Consider the following 20,897-nt stretch of genomic DNA (forward strand, 5'->3'; position numbering starts at 1 on the left):
GATGGAGGAATACGATGAGTAAACGAAACGTGAAGAAATTTCTCTCAACTTTGGTTTGTGTGGGCCTGCTTCTTGCTATGCCCGGTACGCTCTTTGCCCAGTCCGGTATAAATGCACCGTTCAAGGATGTTTCCGGCGCGTTATCGGACGAAATCGGCCGCTCTTACAGCCTGCAGCTCGTAGAAGGCTACCCGGACGGTTCCTTCCAGCCGAACAAGGCGATCTCGAGGTCCGAATTTGCCGCCTTGGTCGCACATGTCGCGCAGCGGACGGGAATCACGCCGCCCGCTCCGTCCGGCGACAATACGCCGATCAAGAGGGAGGAAGCGGCCGCCATGCTCGGCGCTGCGCTTCAGACCGGCAGCGCCGGCGAAGATTTTGCGGATGTTCCGGATGACAGCCCGTATGCGGGTGCGATCGGCAAAATTTCCGAAGCGGGCATCATGGGCGGATACGGCTCCGGCCGGTTCGGTTTCGGAGATACGATGACCCGAGGCCAGGCTGCCGCAGTTGCACTTCGTTTATATGATTACGTCAAGCCCTTTGAGCTGCTCGAAGCCGGCATTCCGGACCTTCAGGAAGCGATGACCAGCGGCAAGATCACGTCCGAGCAGCTTGTGCGCCAATATTTGGACCGCATCGCCAAGTACGATCATCAAGGGCCGAGCATCAATTCCCTCATTACCGTGAATCCGAAGGCGCTCGAAATCGCTGCTCAGCTGGATCAAGAGCGGAAGGAGAAAGGGCCTCGGGGACCGCTTCACGGCATCCCGATTATCGTGAAAGACAATTTTGATACGGCGGACATGGTTACGAGCGCAGGCTGCTTGTGCCTGAAAACCTCGGTTCCTCCGGAGGACGCGTTTCAAATCAAAAAGCTGAAGGATGCGGGAGCCATCATTTTGGCCAAAGCGAACCTGCATGAATTCGCCTTCGGCATCACGACGCAAAGCTCCCTTGGCGGACAGACCTTGAACCCGTATGCGCTGGACCGGACGCCGGGCGGTTCGAGCGGAGGGACCGGAGCCTCGATCGCATCGAATTTCGCTGCTGCCGGGATGGGAACGGATACCGGCGGCTCCATCCGGATTCCTTCCTCCTTCAATAGTCTCGTGGGGATCCGCCCGACCATCGGATTGTCCAGCCGGAGCGGCATTATCCCGTTGGCGCTGACTCAGGACGTCGGGGGGCCGATTGCGAAGACTGTAACGGATGCGGCAATTCTGCTCGATGCTACGGCAGGATACGATCCGGACGATGTGGTCACGGCCGGAAGCGTGGGGCACATCCCCGTCAGCTATACGCAGTACCTGCAAGAGGACGGCTTGAAGGGCGCAAGGATCGGGTTCGTCACGCAGCTGCTCGAAGATAAGCCGGAGGCCGCCTCCGTAAACCAGGTGACGTATCAAGCCTTGGACGAGATGAGAAAGCTTGGAGCCGAAGTGCTTCCGGTCACCCTGCCCGATTATGACAAAATCGTAAAATACCCGAGCTTAAGTTCATGGGAATTCAAGTTCCAGCTGAATGAATACTTGGCGAAGCTGGGGCCGAATGCCCCGATGCATTCGCTCGGCGAAATCATAGATTCCGGACAGTTCGATCAGAGCCAGAAGCAATCGATGATCGATCGCAACGTGCGGACGTCGCTGGACACTGCCGAATACAAGGACATCGTGCTCTTCCGGACGCGTACAACCCAGCAGTCGCTCTTGAAGCTGATGGCCGATCAGCGCTTGGATGCCTTGGTTTACCCGTCGACCTCCCAGCCCGCGGCTTTGATCGGCAAAGGGCAGACCTCAGGCAATAATAACCGCCTCAGCGCCTTTACCGGCTTCCCGGCGATTACGGTACCCGCCGGTTTCACCCCGGAGGGTCTGCCGGTCGGCATCGAGTTCCTGGCCCGGGCGTATGACGAACCGACGTTGATTAAGCTCGGCTATTCATATGAACAAGGAACGCATCATCGCAAGGCACCGGTTTCAACACCGTAGTCACTGTAAGACAAAAGCAAGCCCCGGCTTTCACGCTTAAGCGCGATGGCTGGGGCTTGTTTTTTGTTATCGCAGCTGCAGAAAGGCTAGAAGGATCACTCCGAAACCGACGATCCAGAGCATCGGAATCAAATTGATGAGAACGGCGGCGCGTTTTCGCCGGACGCGCAAGATCCAGGCTAGAATGGAGCAGCCGAGAGCAGCGACGGGAAACAGGCTGATGATAGTAAAATAATAGGAATTCCAGAAGTGAATGCCGGCATCGAATACCATTACGGACATCCCCCATACGAAAAGCCATGGCACAAGGCAAAGCGCATAAATCAGTTGGCTTATCGTAAGAAATACTTTCATAGCATCCCTCCTCGCGGGACATATTCAAAATATCACAGATAGTACGCATTAAAGCTGAATCGGCCGCCCCCAAGAAGCTGTCATTTGTTCTGCCGCACGGCAGTCCTTGGTCGCGCGATTCCTGCATGAGCATGAGTTATATCCACGGACTTGGGGTAACCTTCGGTTTCCGCGATCGAGCCAGCTTCTGCCACCATTTCTTATGCTTTTTCTGTTCTTCAATCAAACGGATCCGTTTCATGACCAATCGGGCCCGGTCTTCCCCTTGGCGGGCTGCCAGCTCTTCGTAAAATTGCTGCGGTTCCATCAGATCACCTTCTTGTTGTTTGCGTTCCAGCTGGATAGGGAGAGGAACATGAGTTCTGATTATACTATGACGGACGGAAGGAAAGCAAGGGAATTAGCTCGTTCCGGCAGACGAAACCTTTTGAGGCCCATGGAGTCTAATGATCGAGAGCCGCTCCACTATAATATTAGAAAGCGGGGATTTGTAATGTGTTTAATTTTGTTTGCTTATCGCGCTCATCCCGCTTATAAGCTTGTCGTTGCCGCCAATCGCGATGAATTTTACGACCGGCCGACGGCGCCGCTTCATTATTGGGAGGACCATCCCGGGGTGCTGGCCGGGCGGGATTTGCTCAAGATGGGTACTTGGCTGGGGGTGTCGAGAACGGGCCGTTTCGCGGCATTGACGAACTATCGGAATCCGAAGGAGAACACGGAAGGCAAGCGCTCACGGGGAGAGCTGGTCGCGGATTATTTAACGGATCAGACATCCCCCGAACAGTATATGCAGGCTGCAGCCTCGAAACGTCATTTCTATCCGGGATATAATTTGCTGGCTGGAGATTCGAAGGAGCTTTATTATTACTCGAATATCGAGGATAGGGTCCGGAGATTGGAACCGGGGATCTATGGGATCAGCAATCATTTGCTGAATACCGATTGGCCGAAGGTGAGGCAGGGCCGCGAGGGGCTGGCGAGAATCCTGGGCGAAGAACGCGAGGGACTCACGGACCGACTGTTCAGCTTCCTTCAGACGGCGGATCCGGCTCCCGATCACCTGCTGCCAAGCACCGGCGTTTCCCTGGAATGGGAGCGCAGGCTTTCTCCGATGTTCATCCGGAGCGAAGCGTATGGAACAAGGAGCTCTGCCGTGGTACTGGTAACGGAAGAGAATATGATGATACGGGAGCTGGTTTACACGAAGGAAGGAATAAACGAACGGAAGTTCGACATTGCCCTCCAAAATCGGTAGTGTGGAGGATGACGCGGGCTGACCGGACGATTAGGAGTTAAACATAAAACGCTGGGAGGCGAAGCCTAACGGCGTTTTTTGGCGTGCGAGCCGCTGCGCTCCATGTTATTACCTGGTAAGTATGGGAAGGACACTTTTAAATCCCCGGCTAATGGGTAATGATTTATATGGGGATATTCATCATAGAGAGGAACTCATAAAATGTCTATGTATCGCAAATTAGTCAAGCTGTGTCTGGTTGCCGTGATTAGCCCATCCCTGATGCCTGCACAATCCATGGCTTCGATGGATGGCGGCCGTATCGCTTTATTCTATGAAAGCCCTAAGGCCGGCAAAGTCATTGATTTTGTCGGCGACAGCACGACGGAAGCCGCTAAGGGCATGTATGACCGCATCGCCCAGCAATATGCCGTCCCGGGGGGGCCGCTAGAGGGAGCAACCATCCGTAACCGCGGAGACAGCGGGAACACGTTGAATCGCTTCGTAAACAACATCGCCGCCAACGGAAATACGCTGGATCGGGTCATCCGGGATAAAGCGGACCTATACGTCCTTTCCTACGGCATTAACGATATCCGCGGGAGCGCGGACGCGGCCGGAAGCACCATGCAGCAAATAAAAGCAGACCTGAAGAAGGCCGTGGACCGACTGCTCCAGGAGACGAACGGGTTCATCCTTCTGCGCATTCCGAATACGTTTCTTAGCGCGAATTCCTCCGAATATCCTTATCTCTCCCCCATCGAGAATGCGCAGCTGTGTTCCGATCAATTATGGGAAGTATACGAGAGCTTCAAAGGCTACAGCGACCGTCTCGATATCATCGATATCCCGAGTCTGGTCTTCGGCCGCACGGCGTTGCCCAAGCACCCGCTGATGCAGGATATATTGCATCCGAATGAGGAAGGCTACCGGGCGATCGCGAATGCTCTTGTCAGCCGCATCTCGGGCAAGTCAAGGGATGCGGGGTTGAGCCAGGGGGAGGCCGCCCCCATCTTAGAGCTATGCAAGGAGAACTATGCCAAGGAAACCTCGCAGGAGGGAAGGGAACACTGGCATCGAATGGCCAATGAAATCCGGAGGTTAAGCGGACAGCAGTTGGAGTGAACACAAGCTTCGGAAGGATTTATCTTTTTGATGTATGACGCGGCTTCCGCAAGCTCCTCGCCCGCCCCGCTATGCATTCGTTACTCCATATACGCTCTTCCTTATCATTTCCGTCAATTCTGCCTTCTGAGCTTCATAGACCTCTGCTGGCAAGCTTCCGTTCGCGAGCCGGGCGTCCAATTGTGCCGTCAATTCCGCAGTTTGTAGATGAATCAGCTGCTCGATATCCTTCTGGTGAGTCCCGGCGATATCAGCCAGCGATTGGCCCTGCAGCAGGGAGTGGTACACCTCTTCTTCGGAAGCGGCCCCGAGCGCTTGTAAGAAATCATCCTTCGCGGCCATCCGGACATTGGTGGGCTCGGATTTCTCCAGCCGGTTGTAGAGAGCGGCATGACTATCTTTACTGATCCAGCCTCCTCCGACGAAGGTGATCGTAAGCGCCACGCTACCGGCTACGAAAGCTTGTTTTGGGTTCATGGGAGCATCCTCTTTTCCGTCAAAATGAATTATAAATTCTGCGCATAGTTTAGTTAAGTAAAGTTTAGCATTAGCCGTGCCGGTTCGCCTTGGACTCGCGTTCTGTTTTGCCCCCGACTAAGGTCCAGGATGGTGGGGGGGGATGAACCGCTGCTCATGTCCCGTAGAGCAGAATCTGTCGTGGTTCAAGCTCGGATCCTTCTGACATACATGACCGAACAGCACCCAAAATGTTGATGGTTCCAATAACATGAAATTTGTGGTAATATAAATGCGAACAATTGTTCCTTATCGTTCGGCCGAACTAAAGTATGGAAAGAAGGTGCGGGAGTGCTGACAGGACAGTATACCGAAATTGACGAGGTGATCGATTATATATATCAGCATCTAGATGAGCCGCTTCCATTATCCCGGTTGGCCGGTTATGCAGCCTATAGTCCGTACCATTTTACGCGCATTTTTAAAGAAAGAATCGGCCTCCCGCCGCTGTACTATGTCTCTTCCCTCCGGCTGCAGAAGGCCAAGGATTTGCTGCTGCACACGAATTTGAGCGTCCGGGATATCGGATTGGAGATCGGACAGCAAAGTCTTGGAACCTTCACGACCCGATTTACGGAAAGGGTCGGTATGACTCCGTCCGAATTCAGGAATTCCATGCATTTTGCTGACCGGCACTTCCGTTCCTTGCGCAAGCTGAAAGCTTGGCGGCCATCGCCTCCGTTCTCAGCTCCCGGTTCCGCCGCGCGGGCCGTAATCCAAGGAACGGTCCAGGCGGAGGTTCCGTTCGAGGGCGTTATTCTGATCGGCTTGTTTGCCAAACCGATTCCCGAGGGATTCCCCCTATACGGAACGGTGCTGTCTTCTTTGGGACATTTTTGTTTTACGGACGTCAAACCGGGGACATACTTCCTAATGGCCACATCCGTCGCTTGGGAGTCGAATGCGATGGATATCCTGCTTCCGCATACGACCTTACGCACCCGGTCGAAGCAGCCGATTGTCGTCAGACCCCATTCCGCCGTCCCTTATCAGCAGGTTACACTCTACCTTCCGCGTCCTGACGATCCGCCCATTCTTATTTCCCTTCCCTTGTTGATGAACAATTTCCTCAATCGGGTCAGAGAAAACCGCAATCGGTAAGAAATTACCGTATTCGCCGCATGTTAGAATAAGGAGGTGTACTGCATTCACTTATAATGCCGGAATCAAGCAGCCTGCTGACGATGCTAGCCGCATAGGAGCCAGGAATAGAAGGAGGAAGCATATATAATGAAAGCTATGGAGAGCCATACTAAAGCAGTGGGGGGCACTACAGAAATAAAGAAAAGCGTGCTCTGGATTTATTACGTCATCTTTTTTGCCGTACTGAACGAATCGGTCTTCAACGTATCCACCCCAAGCATAGCCAAGCAGTTCGGGCTGGATGCCCCCGGCGTAAGCTGGATCGTGACGATCTTTTTTATCGTTTTCGGCATGGGCATGGTCATCTTCGGAAAGCTGTCCGATATGTTTAGCGTTAAGAAGCTGATTACAATCGGAATCAGCCTGTACTGTCTGGGATCCATTCTAGGCTTTGTCTTGCAAGCCTGGTACCCTGCCGTCATTGCCGCACGGGCGGTTCAAGGGATCGGCGGGTCGGCCATCCCGGCATTGGTCTTTGTCATGGTAGCCCGATTCTTTACGGTGGAAGAACGCGGCAAGATGTTTGGAATGATAACTTCGATAGCTTCTTTCGCGGTAGGAATCGGCCCGGTACTCGGCGGATATATCTCGGGATCGTTTCACTGGGCTTATTTGTTTCTTCTTTCGCTTCCCGCGATCTTCGCCATTCCTTTCTTCCGGAAGTTTCTGCCGGACGAACAACGCAGACAGGGCAAGCTGGATCTGGTAGGAGCCGTTCTGCTAGGCCTTGTCGTGACGATGCTGATTTTATTTACGACAGCTGCGAGCTGGCTTTATTTGCTCACAGCCCTTCTGGCTCTTGTCCTGTTTATCGTCCAGATTCGCCGGACGGAGGAACCGTTCGTCGATCCCGCCCTTTTCACGAATTCGCGATACCGGAGCGGGCTGATCATCGGCTTTCTTATCTTCGGCACCGTGATGTCCGTCATGTTTGTCATTCCGCTTATGTTAAATAAAATGTATGGCCTGAGCACGGAAAACATCGGGCTTATCATGTTTCCGGGAGCCATCAGCGCAGTCGTCTTCGGAGGAGTAGCCGGCCGGATGACGGTCAAGCGCGGGAGCCATTTTGTCGTGTACCTGGGGCTGGCTTCCATTGCAATTAGTCTTCTGGTCCAATCCTCCTCCATCGGGCTTTGGGTATGGTTCATCGGGACGGCCCTTATCCTGATGTACATCGGATTTTCCTTTGTGCAAACCGCACTAACGGAGAGCGTTACGCAGATTCTGCCCGTTCAACAAATCGGTGTCGGCATGGGACTGTTCAATATGACATCGACGATCTCCGGCGCAGTCGTAACGGCTTTGGTCGCCAAAGCCATGGAGCGGCAGCTGCTCTCTTTTCACCTCCATCCGTTGATTTCCGACCCGCATGCTTATTTGTACGGCAACCTCATTCTGATATTAAGCTTTGTGGTTGCGGCCAGTGCGCTCTTTTATTTCTTCGTATTCGGTAAAAGAGCCCCTCAGCCAGCCAAAGAACCGGCCTAAGCAATAGCGGCGCTTATTGAATGAACTATTCCAAACCAAAGGAGATCGATATGCGAAAAATTATTGTGTCGGCGTTCTTGACACTGGATGGCGTGATGGAAGACCCCGGCGGCGGCGAAGGCTTTGAGCACGGAGGCTGGAGCTTTCCATTCTTCAACGAAGAATATATGAAATATAAACGCGATGAGCTATTTGATAGCGGCGCCCTTCTGCTGGGGCGGGTAACCTATCAGGGCTTTGCGGCAGCATGGCCTTCCAGGAAGAGTGACGATGATTTTGCCGACCGAATGAACAGCCTTCCCAAGTACGTTGTTTCATCGACTCTGGAAGAGCTGGAGTGGAACAATTCCATACTGATCAAGGGAAATATCGCGGAAGCGTTGAACGAGCTGAAGCGGCAGCCGGGTCAGGACATTCTGGTCGCTGGCAGCAGACAACTGGTACATATGCTGATGCAGCATGATCTGATCGATGAGTACCGGCTCATGGTTCATCCTGTTGTCCTTGGGAGCGGCAAGCGATTCTTCCAGGAGGGAACCGGTAAGAAGGTAATGACGCTTGTAGAGACCAAGACGTTCCGTTCCGGCATCGTTGTACTCACCTACCGACCGGACAGGAAAGAATAACGCTTCTGGCGTTATGTTCATTGGAGCGAACTTATGTTCGTTCCTTGCTCCAATCGTTAAACGCAATAAAAGCTGAGCTGCCGGAAGGCAGCTTCACACTGACGAGAAACCCGGATATGCAGGAAAAATGCTAAGGTATAGGTGGGGTATCCCCTGTAGGAGCGATAGCGTCCGCCTTTGTTATCGGAAAATGACCGCTGCAAAAGCGAATAAATTGAATATTTTCCGATAACAACAGCGGCCGGAAGGGGATACCCCATCGGGGTATCGAAGCAGATTTCTTTACTTCATGGGTTTCTCTACAGCCTGGAGCTGCCGGAAGGCAGCTTTTTGCGTTGAGGGAATCAACCTTGACAGATAGCTGTCAGGGTCGTCGTGTTATGATTCAGGTAATCATAAAACGATAGCGATATAGGAGGTTACTATTTTATGCCGCATCCTGCTTTAGAAATGTTCGATTACCACGTGTGGGCCAATCAAACCATACTCAAACGATTACAAGAGCTTCCAAAAGAGCTTTACGAACAGGAGATCGTCAGCGTTTTTCCATCGATATCCAAAGTGATGCCCCATATTTATATGACCGATTCTTGCTGGTTGGACATTCTGTCAGGCATAAGCATGAAGGAAGCAATAGCAATAGCCAATTCATTAAAGGAGCCTATCGGAAGCAAGTCGATTGAGGAGTTGGGAACAATGTTTATCGAATTAGCTCAGCGGTATAAATCGTTCTTCAGCCAACACGAAAACCTTGATCAAACCATGGTGCTGGATAATCCTTATGCCGGAATACGGGAAACGAAATATTCGGAAATCGTTCTTCAGATCGTGAATCATGGAACGTATCACCGAGGCAACATTACGGCCATGATGAGGCAGCTGGGCCACGCTTCCGTTATGACGGAGTATGCGCTGTTTTGGTATTCAACATAATAGGTGCATTCGAGACATAGCTTGGCCCTCCAATCCCAAAGCCCGAATAATATAGCGATTCTTTTTCATCCTATAAGTGTAGCTTTCTTAATAAGGAGGGATGGAACGGCATGAGTCTATTTCATCTGAGCTACATCATCGCATTCAGCTTATTGCTTGCAGCCAGTATCGCCGGAATCGCATGGTTCGTTTTTCGTCGACGGAACAGAAAAGCGCGTTAGATGCACGTAGGATAGAGACCCATTCGAAGCCGCAAAATCGCGGCTTTTTTTCGCTGGGATGAAGCTGCTTCAGGTAATCTTGGATTGCATCACGTCGCTGTTCAACAAGGAGATTGAACCCGGACCTTGAATACAATAGATACGCCTTTCCAAAGGAGTTTAATAAGAATCGGCAAAAATGATCCTGAAGGAGATCGAACACTTGCATCTGCTAGCCAAGGAATACAGCACTTATCATGAGATTAGCGTTTACGAAGCCGCTAACTTCGAAGGGGAACTCGGAAGATATAGATGGCTGCAGTTTTCGGATGATGCCGTACAAGGCGCAATCGACTTGAGTAATCCGAAGCGCATCGTGATGGAATACCCAAGGGCGATGATCCATTTCATGGAGTTCTACCGTCCGGCGTTCGACAACGTATTTGTCATCGGGCACGGGATCGGAACGATCGCCGGCCATTACCCGGAGAAGAGGTTTACGGTTGCTGAAATCGACGGGAAAGTCGTAGAGTTAAGCAAGGCTTTTTTTGGATACGAGAAGGAGAATGTGATGATTGGGGACGGACGCCGGATCCTTTCGGAGGAAGCGCCGGATACGTTTGATTATATTATCTTGGACGCCTTTAACAAAAAGGGGACGCCGTCCCATTTGACAACCGTGGAATTTTTCAAGATGACCTCGGAGAAGCTCCGCTCCCACGGATCGATTATGATGAATCTTATGGGGAAGATCAGGAACGACAAGCTAATCAATGCCATTCACACGACGCTGAAGGAAGCCTATGCCTATTCCAAAGCATTTTGCTTGCCGGGTAAAGGGGCGTTCGACATACGGAATATCCTTGTGATCGGCAGCAACAACGCTTTCGAAGGCCAGCCGCGGGAAATGGCAGGCTTTGTTGAGATTGAATTAGAGCAAGGTCATGTGATCATGGACAGTGTTCCAAGAGATCCTGATGGAAGGCGGTCTTTATAGCTCCATAGAAAAAGCGGCGGCAGCCGAGAACAGGAATTTCATGTTCTTCGGCTGCCGTTTATAGTTCATTCCTAGTTAGGCCCGGAAACGCGTAGTCGGATTAGGACCTGGCTCTCGGTCAACTCGGTGCTGCCTCGAGTTGACCGAATAAGGCGCCCCAGAATGCTATTTTGTACATCTAAACAATAAATTAATACCGCAATTAGATCTTTTCAAGTATAATCCCCCAGAGGCCAAAGGCAGGAAGGCTGCTGCTTTTTTGTTCCTCTTGTTCCCGTACGCAGTTTACGGCTTAGGTTGCACAGGTTCGTCCGCTTCTTTCGGTACGAGATTGTAAATTTCCCCGGATTCCATCGTATCGATCAAGCGGTCCAGCCATAAATAGTAGCTCTCGGCTTGGGTGAGCTTCCAAATGTCCGCTTGCAAGCGGACATTTGGAAGAGGGTCTTCCTCCGTATGCTTGCCTGACAGGCTGCGGAGCTCCGACAACGATTTCCGGATCGCCTGTAAATTCATTTCAACCGCCTTGCGCCATTTAATCACGAAGAAATCCGTGAAATTCTGGTGCCAATCGCGTTCCACCTCGTATAAGTCCTTCCGCGAACCCTTCTCCCATACTTTGTTCACCATATTTAAATCGACCAGCGTGCGAATCCCTGTACTCATGCTAGTCTTGCTCATTTCCATGGCTTCTCCCATTTCGTCGAGGGTCATCGGCTTGTCCTGGAAAAACATCAATCCATACAGCAGCCCCGTGGAAAGCGTAATGCCGTACAGGTCCATGTTCTTGCCGATCGCTTCAATTACGCGCTTTCTCGCTTTTTCTATAATTTGTTCTTGTTCAGAACTATTCCCCATTGCACTGTGCATCGTTCCTACCCGCTCCTCTGTCGGTGACCATCTCTTCAAATCATGTCGCTGTGATTCATTGTAAGAAACATTAAAGACAAAGTAAAGAAGCTAATACGTGAGCATTCGATAGAATAATACAGCATTTTAAAATAAAAGTCTATAAAGTTTTTTCTGTACATACAATATAAACGTATAAAACGGTTGACACTTTCTTTTTCTGTCTTTAGACTGAAGTAAGAGTGCTGGAAACGAAATAGAATGAGGTGTTCCTGTGGCCATTATTGAGGTGAAAGAGCTGACCAAGGTATTCGGGAGCGAACCCGAAAGGGCTTTGCCGCTCCTCGCCGAAGGTTGGAGCAAAGAGAAAATTCTTAAGGAAACCAAGCTGACCGTGGGGGTTAACCGGGTTCAATTCACCATTGAGGCTGGAGAAATTTTCGTCATTATGGGGCTATCGGGCAGCGGAAAATCGACATTGGTGCGCTTGCTGAACCGCCTGATCGAACCGACGCAGGGAAGCATCGCCATCCATGGCGAGGATCTGATGAAGATGAGTGCGGAGCAGCTTCGGCAGCTAAGGCGCAGCACCATTTCCATGGTGTTTCAAAAATTCGCTTTGTTCCCGCACCGGACCGTACTCGAGAACGCGGAATACGGGCTAGAGGTGCAGGGGCTTCCGAAGAAGGAAAGACAGACGAGAGCCTCCGAAGCTTTGCGTCTGGTCGGATTGGAGGCTTGGGAGAAGAGCTATCCCGATCAGCTCAGCGGCGGGATGCAGCAGCGTGTCGGACTGGCGAGAGCTTTGGCCAATGATCCGGACATTCTGCTGATGGATGAGGCGTTCAGCGCATTGGACCCATTAATCCGCAAGGATATGCAGGATGAACTGCTCGAGCTGCAAGATAAGATGAAGAAAACGATTGTATTCATTACGCATGATTTGGATGAAGCGCTGCGGATCGGGGACCGGATTGCCCTGATGAAGGACGGAGCCGTCATCCAGATCGGCACGCCGGAGGAGATCATGATTAACCCGGCCAACGAATATGTCGAGCGATTCGTGGAGGATGTCGATCTGTCTAAGGTGTTGACCGCCTCGCATGTCATGCGCCGACCGGAAACGATCGGTTTGGACCGGGGACCGAGGGTTGCTCTGCAGCTGATGAGGGACAGCGGCATTTCGAATCTGTTCGTCGTGGACCGCGGTAAGAAGCTGATCGGCGTCATCACCGCCGACGATGCATCGGTCGCCGCCAAGGAAGGACGTACACTGGAGGACATCGTCATCCGGGATACTCCGGTAGTGACTCCCGGCGTGCTGCTCCATGACTTGTTCGACATCTGCGGGACATCGAAGTACCCGGTCGGCGTCGTGAACGAGAACGGGCGTATTCAAGGCGTTATTGTCCGCGGAGCCGTACTGGGCGCTCTGGCGGGTCATGCGCCGGAAAAGGAGGTGGAGTCGCATGTTGCCGAAGCTTCCTTTAGCTGATTGGGTCGAAGCTGGGGTGGATGCATTGGAACGACACTTCTCACCGCTATTTGATGCGGTCTCTTCCTTCATCGGAGGAGTGGTCGGCTTATTTTCCTTCATCTTTCATTTCCCTCCGGCATGGCTGATGATTGTCATTCTGACGGTGGCCGCATTCTGGTTAACGAGATGGACCTTAGGGCTCTTCACGCTTCTGGGTCTTCTGCTCATATCCGACCTCGGTTATTGGGAGCCGACCATGGATACCCTGGCTCTTGTGATGACTTCCGCCTTCATCTCTATCGTCTTGGGCGTGCCGCTCGGCATCCTCTGCGCAAGCAGCAACAGGTCCCAGAACGTTCTCACGCCGGTGCTGGATTTCATGCAGACGATGCCGGCCTTCGTGTATTTGATCCCGGCCGTTACGTTCTTCGGTCTCGGCGTCGTACCTGGGGTGATCGCCTCCGTTATCTTCGCCGTCCCTCCGACCATCCGGCTGACGAACCTGGGCATCCGCCAAGTGCCGTCCGATCTGGTGGAGGCATCGGAAGCATTCGGCTCGACCGCCGCCCAGAAGCTGTTTAAGGTCCAACTCCCCCTGGCAGTGCCTTCCATGATGGCAGGGATCAATCAAACGATTATGCTTGCCTTGTCCATGGTGGTCATCGCCTCGATGATCGGAGCCCAGGGCATCGGGGCGGATGTGTACCGGGCCGTCACACAAATCAAGACAGGGCAGGGCTTCGAGGCCGGCCTGGCGATTGTCATCTTGGCCATTCTGCTAGACCGGTTGACCCAATATTTAATGAGAGGCAAACAAAAAAGGAGCGTGTAATAGATGAAAAGAACGATGAAATCGATCGCGATGCTTTCTCTTCTCAGCACGGCGATCTTGTCGGGGTGCGCCCATGATAAACCTGCAGCAGCCGATTCGGCGTTCGTCGGAGATCAAGTGAAATACCAAATTATTGGGATCGACCCGGGCGCGGGAATTATGAATGCAACCGAGAAGGCTCTCCAGACCTACGACTTGAAGGATTGGAAGCTTGTTGAAGGGTCCGGTGCGGCCATGGCGGCAGCGCTGGATAAAGCTTATAAGAGCAAGAAGCCGATCATTGTTACCGGCTGGACCCCTCACTGGATGTTTGCCAAATATGACCTGAAATATTTGGAGGATCCTAAAGGGGTATACGGGGGAGACGAAGAGATTCATACGATTGCAAGGAACGGGTTGAAGAACGACCTTCCTTCAGCGTACCGGTTGCTGAGTGCTTTCAAGTGGACTCCGGACGACATGGCCAAGGTGATGATTTCCATCCAAGAGGGCAAGAAGCCGGAGGAGGCGGCGGCCGAGTGGCTGAAATCCAATGCGGCCAAAGCGGATGAATGGGTGAAAGGGATCGACAAACAAGAGGGGAAGAAGATCAAGCTAGCTTACGTGGCATGGGACTCCGAGATCGCCAGCACCAACGTGATCAAGCAAGTACTGGAAAACAAGCTCGGGATGAAGGTGGAGCTTATGCAGGTTGAAGCCGGTCCGATGTGGGCGGGCATATCGAGCGGGGATGTCGACGCAACCGTCGCCGCTTGGCTGCCGACCACCCATAAGGACTATTACGATAAATTCAAGGGGAAATATGAGGACCTTGGCGTGAATCTCAAGGGAACGAGGATCGGTCTTGTCGTACCATCCTATATGAATATAAAGTCGATTGAAGACTTAAAGAAAAAATAGGTAAATAATTGCTTAGACATTTTCTTAGAAGGAATAGGAGAGAGTCCGTCCCGGCGGGACTGCTCCTGTTCCATTTTTTCGGATTTCGATGATCCTCGCACCAGAGGTGAAGGTATTGAACAGCAGCAAGATTTATCATCTTCATTTAAGCCATGTTTGTTCCATCCCATCATTGAAGGTCCGGCGAAATCTCTTTTTGATGGGAGTGATTCACGATTTCGTCAAAAAGATTATCTTGAGGCGTCGGTTTCTGCAGTTGTAGATGGAAGGGAAGCTTGGCCAGCAATTGTTCCAATTCGCTGACGGTTACGGGCTTGGCATGTCTCATCAGCTCGTATCCAAGGCTTCCGTTGATTTCAATGGTGGCGCTTTTTACATCGGAGATGGAGGAGAGGCCTTTTTCACGGAATCTTGTCTCGAGTTGATCAACGGACATGCGCAATTTTTTCAAGTTTTTAGGAATGATTTTGCCGTCTTGAATGACGAGGGTTGCATGTCCCATAAATATTTTTTCTATTAAATTAAATTTAATCGCCAAGTATTGGACCGTTATTAAAAGCGATACAAAAATGCAAATGGTCACGATCGTTTCCCATAGCCCTCCTTCCGACACGGCATGGCCTATAACCGACGCTATGGATAACAGAGTTATGATTTCAAGACCCGTCATTTCCGATACGGTTTTTTTGCCTGCAACACGGAGCAAGCAAAAACCGACGAATAATATTAGCAAGGCTTCCCACATAAAAGTCATACCCGGCACCCCTTAGTGAAATAATCCGTTCCCTTCATCCCATGATTCCCATAATTTACCCCTTGGAGATGCCTGTTATTCTTATCGAACTCATCCGTGTACGCGGTATATGTTTATGCGTGTGTACTTAAATACGATTATTATTGAAGGTTCTCACGAATAAAGGTTGTGATCAATCCGTTCAATTGCTCGGCTGCCTTGGCGGGAATCCGGTGGTCCATTTGCTTGACATAAACCAATTGATTGTTCGGCAGCCGCTCGTGCAATAATTTTGCATACGGGTGAAAGAGCGGATCCTTTTCTCCATAGACGAGTAACACTCGGTGTGGAATCTTTTCCAGCAGGGCGGTGCAGTTATATTGCAGGCTGTATTGATAATATTGTTCCGCATTGTTGGCATTTCCGTTTTTTCCATCGAGGAATAATTCCCGAAAATAGCTCAAGCTTTGCGAATTGGACCAAGCATTGGCTAAAGCGATCGTACCGACGCAACCCGCTTTGGCAAGCACGATGCCGATAGAAATTTTGTTTTTTAACTTCAAATCGTTGACTTCCGACATGCCTCCAATCACGATGCCGCCTAACGCCTTGTCCGGATAAGTCAGCAAAAATTCAAGCACAACCGACCCGCCTGTGGAGTAGCCGCAAATGAAAGCTTTTTCAATGTTCAGCAGGTCCATTAAAGCTTTAATATCTTCTACAATAAGCGGATAAGTCACAGCTTGTCCGGAAGGAAGGCTTTTTCCGTGCCCGCGGATGTCCAATCCGATGAGGCGGAATTGGCCGGATAAACCGCGATATTGGTGTTTAAAGGTTAAGCTGGTGAGAACGGGCGGGTGGATAAAAATAACGGCCGTACCTTTTCCCATGTCTCTATAATAAATGGAGGCTCCATTAATCGTATCGTTAGGCATGAGTTCCGGTTTCTCCTTAGGATGTAGTGATATGCAGGCATCTTATTTGAATCATCAAAGAGCCGATGTTTAGGATTAACAATTTTGCTATAATTTATAATCTCCATTATAGTAATATTTGGTAATTATGGCATCATCGCGAAGAATGTGATCGCGGGTACCGTAATCGGGAGCACGAAAATGCCGTTCCTATTTCTGGATATAACCGGTGAGAAGGACCTCGCGATCGTGCTGGATAGCTTCAATGTAATGTCACGGAATACTAATCCTGCGTTAAGGTTACTTTAATATAAAAGGTTTAACCTTAGATGGAAGCCTAACATAAGGAAGTGAGTCATCCGTGGAGCTGGACACTCTGCTGCGCGAGCTGTTTCAGTCGCAAGAGGATTGGTCCGTAACGGTCGGTGAAAATACATATGTTGTCGTTCCCAACGATTGCATCGAAGATGAAGACGAAGAATAAAAAGAAAAAAGAGAGAGCTCTCTCTTTTCCTTTGCCGCACATTGTGGTATAGCGAGTACTGCTGGTGATCTCGGCTTCGCTCTAAGCGCCCGGAGGTTCACTTCGAGCCGGCGTAGACGTGACCAGCATGGGGTCTGCCCGCCCGCCGTGCAGCGCCGTAACGTTCGCCTGGAGAGGCGCGCGTTGGGAAAACCGAGTATTTAGCACGCGATAACCGAGAGTTTACTGAACCGGCGTTCGCTACCGGCTTCGCTCTATTCGCTTAAATGATAAGGAACGGTAGCCACGACGACATCCTTCTCTCTTAACAGCGTCGAACGGATGCGGTAGGCCGATTGATTATGAAGCAGCCGCTGCCACCATGTTTTGGCGACGAATTGAGGCAGAAGGACCATCACGGTCTGCTTCTCCTTCACATGAGTATCAATCCGTTCAATAAATTCGACCAGCGGTTTGACGATGATTCTATATCTGGAACGGAATACGACGAGACGCACTCCGGGGTTCCATTGCTCCCATTTCTTCTCCATTTTCTCCTCATCCTCATCGGAGAAGGAAATATAGAAGGCCACAACGTTTGGGGACAGCGTTTTGGCATAAGCAATCGTGGAGGCAACGACCCGGTGAATCCCGGCGATCGGAATAATAATAATCGATTCCTTGTGGGGCAATGGCTCTTCCAGATTGATCCGAAGCTGGTCCGCCACATCCTCATAGTGATTGTAGATTTTGGTAATAAACCACAAGAGGATCGGCGTCAAAACGATGACAATCCAAGCGCCTTCGATAAATTTGGTAACACAGAAGATAATAAGTACGGCAAATGAGACCAGAGCGCCTATTCCGTTAACGATGAACCGGGCCTGCCAGCCCTTTTGCTTTTCCTTCAGCCACTTGCGAACGAGACCGCTTTGTGCCAGCGTAAAGGATAAGAAAACGCCGATGGCATAGAGGGGGATTAAGGCATCGGTCTTACCCTGAAACGCAATCAGCAGCACGCTGGCCAGAATGCCCAATGTTATGATTCCGAAGTGAAAGGATAACCGGTCTCCCCGATTGGCGAACATCCGCGGAAAGTTCTTGTCCTGCGCCATAATCGACGCTAGAATCGGAAATCCGTTAAAGCTGGTATTGGCGGCCAAGGTCAAGATCATCATCGTGGCGATCTGAGTAGCGTAGTACAGCGTTCCCCGGCCAAATGCGCTTTCCGTTACCATGGATAATACGGAGGTGTGCCCCTTCGGATCCGGCGTGATGCCGTAGGCCATCGTTAAGAGTGTAACCCCTCCGAATATAACCGCTAGCAAAATTCCCAAGGAAACCAGAGTCCGTTTAGCATTGTCCTTGGAAGGAGTTTTAAAATGGGGAACAGCTTCCGAGATAGCTTCAATCCCCGTGACGGCAGAGCAGCCGGAAGAAAAAGCTTTTAGCAAAACGAACAAGGTTAGCCCCGTCGGTGCGGCGGGAGGGATGAGATGGATCTCAGCCGCATGACCGGTTCCGGTTACCAAATCAAACATCCCTTTACCGATTAAAGCCAGCACGCAGAGAATAAAGAAATAAGTCGGGAAGGCAAACACGGTACCCGATTCCGAAGTTCCTCTCAGGTTCAGCCATACCATAAGCCAGACCAGACAAAGAGCGATCGGTACGATATAAGGAATCGCAGCGGGAAAAGCGGATGTAACGGCCTGAACGCCGGCCGAGACGGAAACCGCTACCGTCAGCGTGTAATCGATCAATAACGAGACGCCGGTCAGCCTTCCGAAGGACATGCCCAGATTTTCCTTGGAAACCATATAGGCACCGCCGCCTTGCGGATAGGCATCGATGACCTGTCTATAGCTGACGACAAGAATGGTGATCAGCAGGATAATGGCAATGGCTATAGGAAGTGAAAAAGCAGAGGCCGACGCGGCTCCTACGGCTGCGAGAGCGATTAGGATCTGCTCCGTTCCATAAGCCACGGAGGACAAGGCATCCGAAGATAAGATCGGGAGAGCCTTCCATACGGGCATCTTCTCGTGCTCCAGCTCGTTGGATTTGAGCGGTCGGCCGAAGATCACCCTTTTTATAGAATCTGTCGTCATTCTTGTGCACCTCAGTTGAGTGAATAGTTAGCTTATTCTATAAGATTTCGTGTTTGATATGTCCCTAGAAAAACATAAAAAACACAAGGCTAGAGTCTTGTGTTCATCTCTCCTTCTCACTCGGCGCTTACGAGGTTAGCTGTCGGATTAGGGCTGTGAGAAGCTCGCCCTTCCCATGCTCCTGGCATAGGATTCACCCCACTTACCCGGGTCCCCCGTTCTTCATAAATGAAAATTCAGCGGTATGAAATTTTTGAAGTACGAATTGAATATTACTTTCTATTTCAACCAAAGTAAAACCGCTGAACTATGAATATGGGGCTGCACTGGTTTTAAAACAAGTCGAAAAAGCGTTTTCATAATGGCTATGCGGCTTCAAGCTCACTATTTTATTCATTAGCTTTACTTCTTGAAAAAATAGTTGCGGCAGACGCTTAATTCCGGGGTCCCCATAACATAACCGAAACTCCGGCAACGCAAAGCAGCATGCCGATCCAATCATACGTATCGGGTGTTTGCTTATCCACCCACCATCCCCAAAATACGGCCAGTATAATAAAGACACCGCCATAAGCGGCATAGACACGCCCGAAAGAAGGGAACGTCTGCAGGGTCGGCACTATCCCGTACAGCACCAGAATGACCGCGCCTAATAAGCCATACCAGAACGGCCTGGACTCGCGCAGCCAAAGCCAGATCAAATAGCCTCCGCCAATCTCAGCCAATCCGGCCAATATAAACAATAGGGCTGCTTTAAGCATCGTCTTTGTACTCCTTAATCGTACTTTAGCCGGCCGGTAACGGCCTGTCAATGCTATTATGCGGCAAAGGCGGGAATACACTCAATAAGAAAAAGCCGGGCCGCAACCGCGGGCACCGGCGATCCTGGCTCCAGGCTATTCCATGCAAGCTTGCTTTATCCGTTTCTCTTGATCGCTTTACCGCTGAAGGAAATGGGCCCGACGACGTCCGCTCTCGTTCCTGCCGTAATATTTTCAACGGTTAGGGTGAAGACATGAGCCCCCGATCTTAAATTGAAATCGATGGCTTGGAATGCAACGACATAGTTTTGCTCGGATCCCGCTGATTCTACGCCTTGCTGAGTTCTGAATATTTCTTTTCCATCGCGAAAAATTCGAAACACAAGCTGCGCGATGCCGGTAACTCCCTGCACGCCGACAGTGGCAATTAACTCCACTTTATTATTCAAGCTGGCATTGGCAGGAATACGTAATTGAATCGATGCCAGTCTGGCTCTTTTTGGAGACCGCGGAATGATGAAGGACTTGGCTTTATTAAAGCGGCGAAGCGGCTCAACGGCTTGATAATCAAGAATACGGGCCACAAGGATCATCTCCTTAATAGTTTGATAGTTTAATATATGTCTCATGGTTCGAACGGGTTTGTGCGCAAATCCAGCCGCTCGTGAAATCAACAAGTGCGGACCGCGATGAGGAACAGGAGGAGAGAGGGGAACGGGGAACGGACCGTCTCCTTCGTGAACGGCCCCTGGAGGCAATAGCTGCGTTTCGCTCATGGTCATTACGCATTCATATCAAAATATGCTATTATGAATAGTAATTAAATCTTCAAACGGTTAGAGGAGAACACCATGTACCAAGAGGTCCAGCAATTCAAAGCGGAGTTTTTCAAAGCGTTATCCCATCCGTTAAGGATAAGAATTCTTGAACTGCTGTCCGAAGGGGATAAAACGGTGAATGAACTGCAAACCCTGTTAGGCAGCGAGGGCTCCGCCGTGTCGCAGCAGCTTGCCGTTTTGCGAAGTAAGAATGTGGTTGTGGGGACGAAGGACGGAACCTCGGTCATTTACTCCTTAAGAGATCCTTTGATAAAGGATTTGCTGAAAGTAGCCAAACAAATTTTCGACAACCATCTCATTAACGCGATAACGCTATTGGAAAATATTAAGAATCAATAATCGAATTCGGAAGGGGCCGCCGGGGATGAACCAGGGGGCCCATTCTTATTTCAACTATTCCAATAT

The 20,897-nt window shown here is 50.8% G+C and carries 22 protein-coding genes and 1 riboswitch; of the genes, 13 read left to right on the forward strand and 9 right to left on the reverse strand.

What is annotated here, in order from left to right; translation table 11 throughout:
* The first annotated feature begins 14 nt into the window (after positions 1-14).
* A complete protein-coding gene (locus O9H85_RS04940) occupies positions 15-1,991 on the forward strand; it encodes an amidase family protein (RefSeq protein WP_269880181.1) in 1,977 nt (658 codons plus the stop codon).
* 66 nt (positions 1,992-2,057) lie between these two features.
* Here the strand turns inward: O9H85_RS04940 and O9H85_RS04945 are convergent, their stop codons facing one another.
* Positions 2,058-2,345, reverse strand: a complete 288-nt coding sequence (locus O9H85_RS04945; RefSeq protein WP_269880182.1) for a hypothetical protein — start codon at positions 2,343-2,345, stop codon at positions 2,058-2,060.
* A 136-nt stretch (positions 2,346-2,481) separates the two neighbouring features.
* The gene (locus O9H85_RS04950) at positions 2,482-2,652 is read right to left on the reverse strand and encodes a hypothetical protein (protein ID WP_269880183.1); all 171 of its coding nucleotides are present in this window, start codon (positions 2,650-2,652) and stop codon (positions 2,482-2,484) included.
* Positions 2,653-2,838: 186 nt separating this feature from the next.
* Between O9H85_RS04950 and O9H85_RS04955 the strand changes: the two genes are divergently transcribed.
* Together O9H85_RS04955 and O9H85_RS04960 are read left to right on the forward strand one after the other, a co-directional pair.
* Positions 2,839-3,603 (forward strand): NRDE family protein, encoded by a 765-nt coding sequence (locus O9H85_RS04955; RefSeq protein WP_269880184.1) that lies wholly within the window; start codon positions 2,839-2,841, stop codon positions 3,601-3,603.
* A 201-nt stretch (positions 3,604-3,804) separates the two neighbouring features.
* A complete protein-coding gene (locus O9H85_RS04960; protein WP_269880185.1) occupies positions 3,805-4,707 on the forward strand; it encodes an SGNH/GDSL hydrolase family protein in 903 nt (300 codons plus the stop codon).
* Positions 4,708-4,776: 69 nt separating this feature from the next.
* Here O9H85_RS04960 and O9H85_RS04965 read toward each other — a convergent pair whose 3' ends face one another.
* A complete protein-coding gene (locus O9H85_RS04965) occupies positions 4,777-5,184 on the reverse strand; it encodes a hypothetical protein (RefSeq protein ID WP_269880186.1) in 408 nt (135 codons plus the stop codon).
* A gap of 330 nt (positions 5,185-5,514) precedes the next feature.
* On the opposite strand from O9H85_RS04965, the gene O9H85_RS04970 reads away from it, so the two are divergent.
* The 5 genes from O9H85_RS04970 to O9H85_RS04990 all read left to right on the forward strand — a co-directional run bounded on the left by O9H85_RS04970 (position 5,515) and on the right by O9H85_RS04990 (position 10,613).
* Positions 5,515-6,324, forward strand: coding sequence for a helix-turn-helix domain-containing protein (locus O9H85_RS04970; protein WP_269880187.1), 810 nt, complete (start codon positions 5,515-5,517; stop codon positions 6,322-6,324).
* 129 nt (positions 6,325-6,453) lie between these two features.
* Positions 6,454-7,857, forward strand: a complete 1,404-nt coding sequence (locus O9H85_RS04975) for an MFS transporter (protein ID WP_269880188.1) — start codon at positions 6,454-6,456, stop codon at positions 7,855-7,857.
* Positions 7,858-7,907: 50 nt separating this feature from the next.
* Complete coding sequence (locus O9H85_RS04980; protein ID WP_269880189.1) at positions 7,908-8,483, forward strand: dihydrofolate reductase family protein; 576 nt, start codon at positions 7,908-7,910, stop codon at positions 8,481-8,483.
* Positions 8,484-8,912: 429 nt separating this feature from the next.
* Positions 8,913-9,416, forward strand: coding sequence for a DinB family protein (locus O9H85_RS04985; protein WP_269880190.1), 504 nt, complete (start codon positions 8,913-8,915; stop codon positions 9,414-9,416).
* Between the two features lie 423 nt (positions 9,417-9,839).
* The gene (locus tag O9H85_RS04990) at positions 9,840-10,613 is read left to right on the forward strand and encodes a spermidine synthase (RefSeq protein WP_409348105.1); all 774 of its coding nucleotides are present in this window, start codon (positions 9,840-9,842) and stop codon (positions 10,611-10,613) included.
* A gap of 285 nt (positions 10,614-10,898) precedes the next feature.
* On the opposite strand, the gene O9H85_RS04995 is transcribed toward O9H85_RS04990, so the two are convergent.
* A complete protein-coding gene (locus O9H85_RS04995) occupies positions 10,899-11,483 on the reverse strand; it encodes a GbsR/MarR family transcriptional regulator (protein WP_269880191.1) in 585 nt (194 codons plus the stop codon).
* Positions 11,484-11,736: 253 nt separating this feature from the next.
* Between O9H85_RS04995 and O9H85_RS05000 the strand changes: the two genes are divergently transcribed.
* The 3 genes from O9H85_RS05000 to O9H85_RS05010 are packed head-to-tail and all read left to right on the forward strand — an operon-like array spanning position 11,737 to position 14,671.
* Positions 11,737-12,957, forward strand: a complete 1,221-nt coding sequence (locus tag O9H85_RS05000) for a quaternary amine ABC transporter ATP-binding protein (RefSeq protein ID WP_269880192.1) — start codon at positions 11,737-11,739, stop codon at positions 12,955-12,957.
* Positions 12,932-13,771, forward strand: coding sequence for an ABC transporter permease (locus tag O9H85_RS05005; RefSeq protein ID WP_269880193.1), 840 nt, complete (start codon positions 12,932-12,934; stop codon positions 13,769-13,771). Before O9H85_RS05000 ends, O9H85_RS05005 begins: the two co-directional genes overlap by 26 nt.
* A 3-nt stretch (positions 13,772-13,774) precedes the next feature.
* Positions 13,775-14,671, forward strand: a complete 897-nt coding sequence (locus O9H85_RS05010; RefSeq protein ID WP_269880194.1) for a glycine betaine ABC transporter substrate-binding protein — start codon at positions 13,775-13,777, stop codon at positions 14,669-14,671.
* Positions 14,672-14,840: 169 nt separating this feature from the next.
* Here the strand turns inward: O9H85_RS05010 and O9H85_RS05015 are convergent, their stop codons facing one another.
* Together O9H85_RS05015 and O9H85_RS05020 are read right to left on the reverse strand one after the other, a co-directional pair.
* The gene (locus O9H85_RS05015) at positions 14,841-15,425 is read right to left on the reverse strand and encodes a DUF421 domain-containing protein (RefSeq protein WP_269880195.1); all 585 of its coding nucleotides are present in this window, start codon (positions 15,423-15,425) and stop codon (positions 14,841-14,843) included.
* Positions 15,426-15,565: 140 nt separating this feature from the next.
* Positions 15,566-16,339 (reverse strand): alpha/beta fold hydrolase, encoded by a 774-nt coding sequence (locus O9H85_RS05020; RefSeq protein WP_269880196.1) that lies wholly within the window; start codon positions 16,337-16,339, stop codon positions 15,566-15,568.
* Positions 16,340-16,679: 340 nt separating this feature from the next.
* Between O9H85_RS05020 and O9H85_RS05025 the strand changes: the two genes are divergently transcribed.
* Entirely contained in the window at positions 16,680-16,802 is a 123-nt protein-coding gene (locus tag O9H85_RS05025; protein WP_269880197.1) for a hypothetical protein, read from the forward strand.
* 254 nt (positions 16,803-17,056) lie between these two features.
* Here the strand turns inward: O9H85_RS05025 and O9H85_RS05030 are convergent, their stop codons facing one another.
* From O9H85_RS05030 to O9H85_RS05040, 3 genes are all read right to left on the reverse strand, one after another.
* Complete coding sequence (locus O9H85_RS05030; RefSeq protein ID WP_269880198.1) at positions 17,057-18,892, reverse strand: APC family permease; 1,836 nt, start codon at positions 18,890-18,892, stop codon at positions 17,057-17,059.
* A gap of 110 nt (positions 18,893-19,002) precedes the next feature.
* Positions 19,003-19,144: riboswitch (cyclic di-AMP (ydaO/yuaA leader) on the reverse strand.
* 182 nt (positions 19,145-19,326) lie between these two features.
* Positions 19,327-19,653, reverse strand: a complete 327-nt coding sequence (locus tag O9H85_RS05035; RefSeq protein ID WP_269880199.1) for a YnfA family protein — start codon at positions 19,651-19,653, stop codon at positions 19,327-19,329.
* Between the two features lie 155 nt (positions 19,654-19,808).
* Positions 19,809-20,237 (reverse strand): exosporium protein C, encoded by a 429-nt coding sequence (locus O9H85_RS05040; protein WP_269880521.1) that lies wholly within the window; start codon positions 20,235-20,237, stop codon positions 19,809-19,811.
* Between the two features lie 267 nt (positions 20,238-20,504).
* Between O9H85_RS05040 and O9H85_RS05045 the strand changes: the two genes are divergently transcribed.
* The gene (locus tag O9H85_RS05045) at positions 20,505-20,831 is read left to right on the forward strand and encodes an ArsR/SmtB family transcription factor (protein WP_269880200.1); all 327 of its coding nucleotides are present in this window, start codon (positions 20,505-20,507) and stop codon (positions 20,829-20,831) included.
* Positions 20,832-20,897 lie beyond the last annotated feature (66 nt).

The sequence above is a fragment of the Paenibacillus gyeongsangnamensis genome (assembly GCF_027533625.1).
Taxonomy (GTDB): Bacteria; Bacillota; Bacilli; order Paenibacillales; family NBRC-103111; genus Paenibacillus_G; species Paenibacillus_G gyeongsangnamensis.

Coding starts and splice junctions, on each gene's coding strand:
- O9H85_RS04965 (WP_269880186.1), bottom strand. CDS start 5,184: ATGAACCCAAAACAAGCTTTCGTAGCCGGTAGCGTGGCGCTTACGATC.
- O9H85_RS05035 (WP_269880199.1), bottom strand. CDS start 19,653: ATGCTTAAAGCAGCCCTATTGTTTATATTGGCCGGATTGGCTGAGATT.
- O9H85_RS04980 (WP_269880189.1), top strand. CDS start 7,908: ATGCGAAAAATTATTGTGTCGGCGTTCTTGACACTGGATGGCGTGATG.
- O9H85_RS05010 (WP_269880194.1), top strand. CDS start 13,775: ATGAAAAGAACGATGAAATCGATCGCGATGCTTTCTCTTCTCAGCACG.
- O9H85_RS04985 (WP_269880190.1), top strand. CDS start 8,913: ATGCCGCATCCTGCTTTAGAAATGTTCGATTACCACGTGTGGGCCAAT.
- O9H85_RS05030 (WP_269880198.1), bottom strand. CDS start 18,892: ATGACGACAGATTCTATAAAAAGGGTGATCTTCGGCCGACCGCTCAAA.
- O9H85_RS04950 (WP_269880183.1), bottom strand. CDS start 2,652: ATGGAACCGCAGCAATTTTACGAAGAGCTGGCAGCCCGCCAAGGGGAA.
- O9H85_RS05015 (WP_269880195.1), bottom strand. CDS start 15,425: ATGACTTTTATGTGGGAAGCCTTGCTAATATTATTCGTCGGTTTTTGC.
- O9H85_RS04940 (WP_269880181.1), top strand. CDS start 15: ATGAGTAAACGAAACGTGAAGAAATTTCTCTCAACTTTGGTTTGTGTG.
- O9H85_RS05045 (WP_269880200.1), top strand. CDS start 20,505: ATGTACCAAGAGGTCCAGCAATTCAAAGCGGAGTTTTTCAAAGCGTTA.
- O9H85_RS04955 (WP_269880184.1), top strand. CDS start 2,839: ATGTGTTTAATTTTGTTTGCTTATCGCGCTCATCCCGCTTATAAGCTT.
- O9H85_RS04960 (WP_269880185.1), top strand. CDS start 3,805: ATGTCTATGTATCGCAAATTAGTCAAGCTGTGTCTGGTTGCCGTGATT.
- O9H85_RS04995 (WP_269880191.1), bottom strand. CDS start 11,483: ATGCACAGTGCAATGGGGAATAGTTCTGAACAAGAACAAATTATAGAA.
- O9H85_RS04945 (WP_269880182.1), bottom strand. CDS start 2,345: ATGAAAGTATTTCTTACGATAAGCCAACTGATTTATGCGCTTTGCCTT.
- O9H85_RS04975 (WP_269880188.1), top strand. CDS start 6,454: ATGAAAGCTATGGAGAGCCATACTAAAGCAGTGGGGGGCACTACAGAA.
- O9H85_RS05020 (WP_269880196.1), bottom strand. CDS start 16,339: ATGCCTAACGATACGATTAATGGAGCCTCCATTTATTATAGAGACATG.
- O9H85_RS05005 (WP_269880193.1), top strand. CDS start 12,932: ATGTTGCCGAAGCTTCCTTTAGCTGATTGGGTCGAAGCTGGGGTGGAT.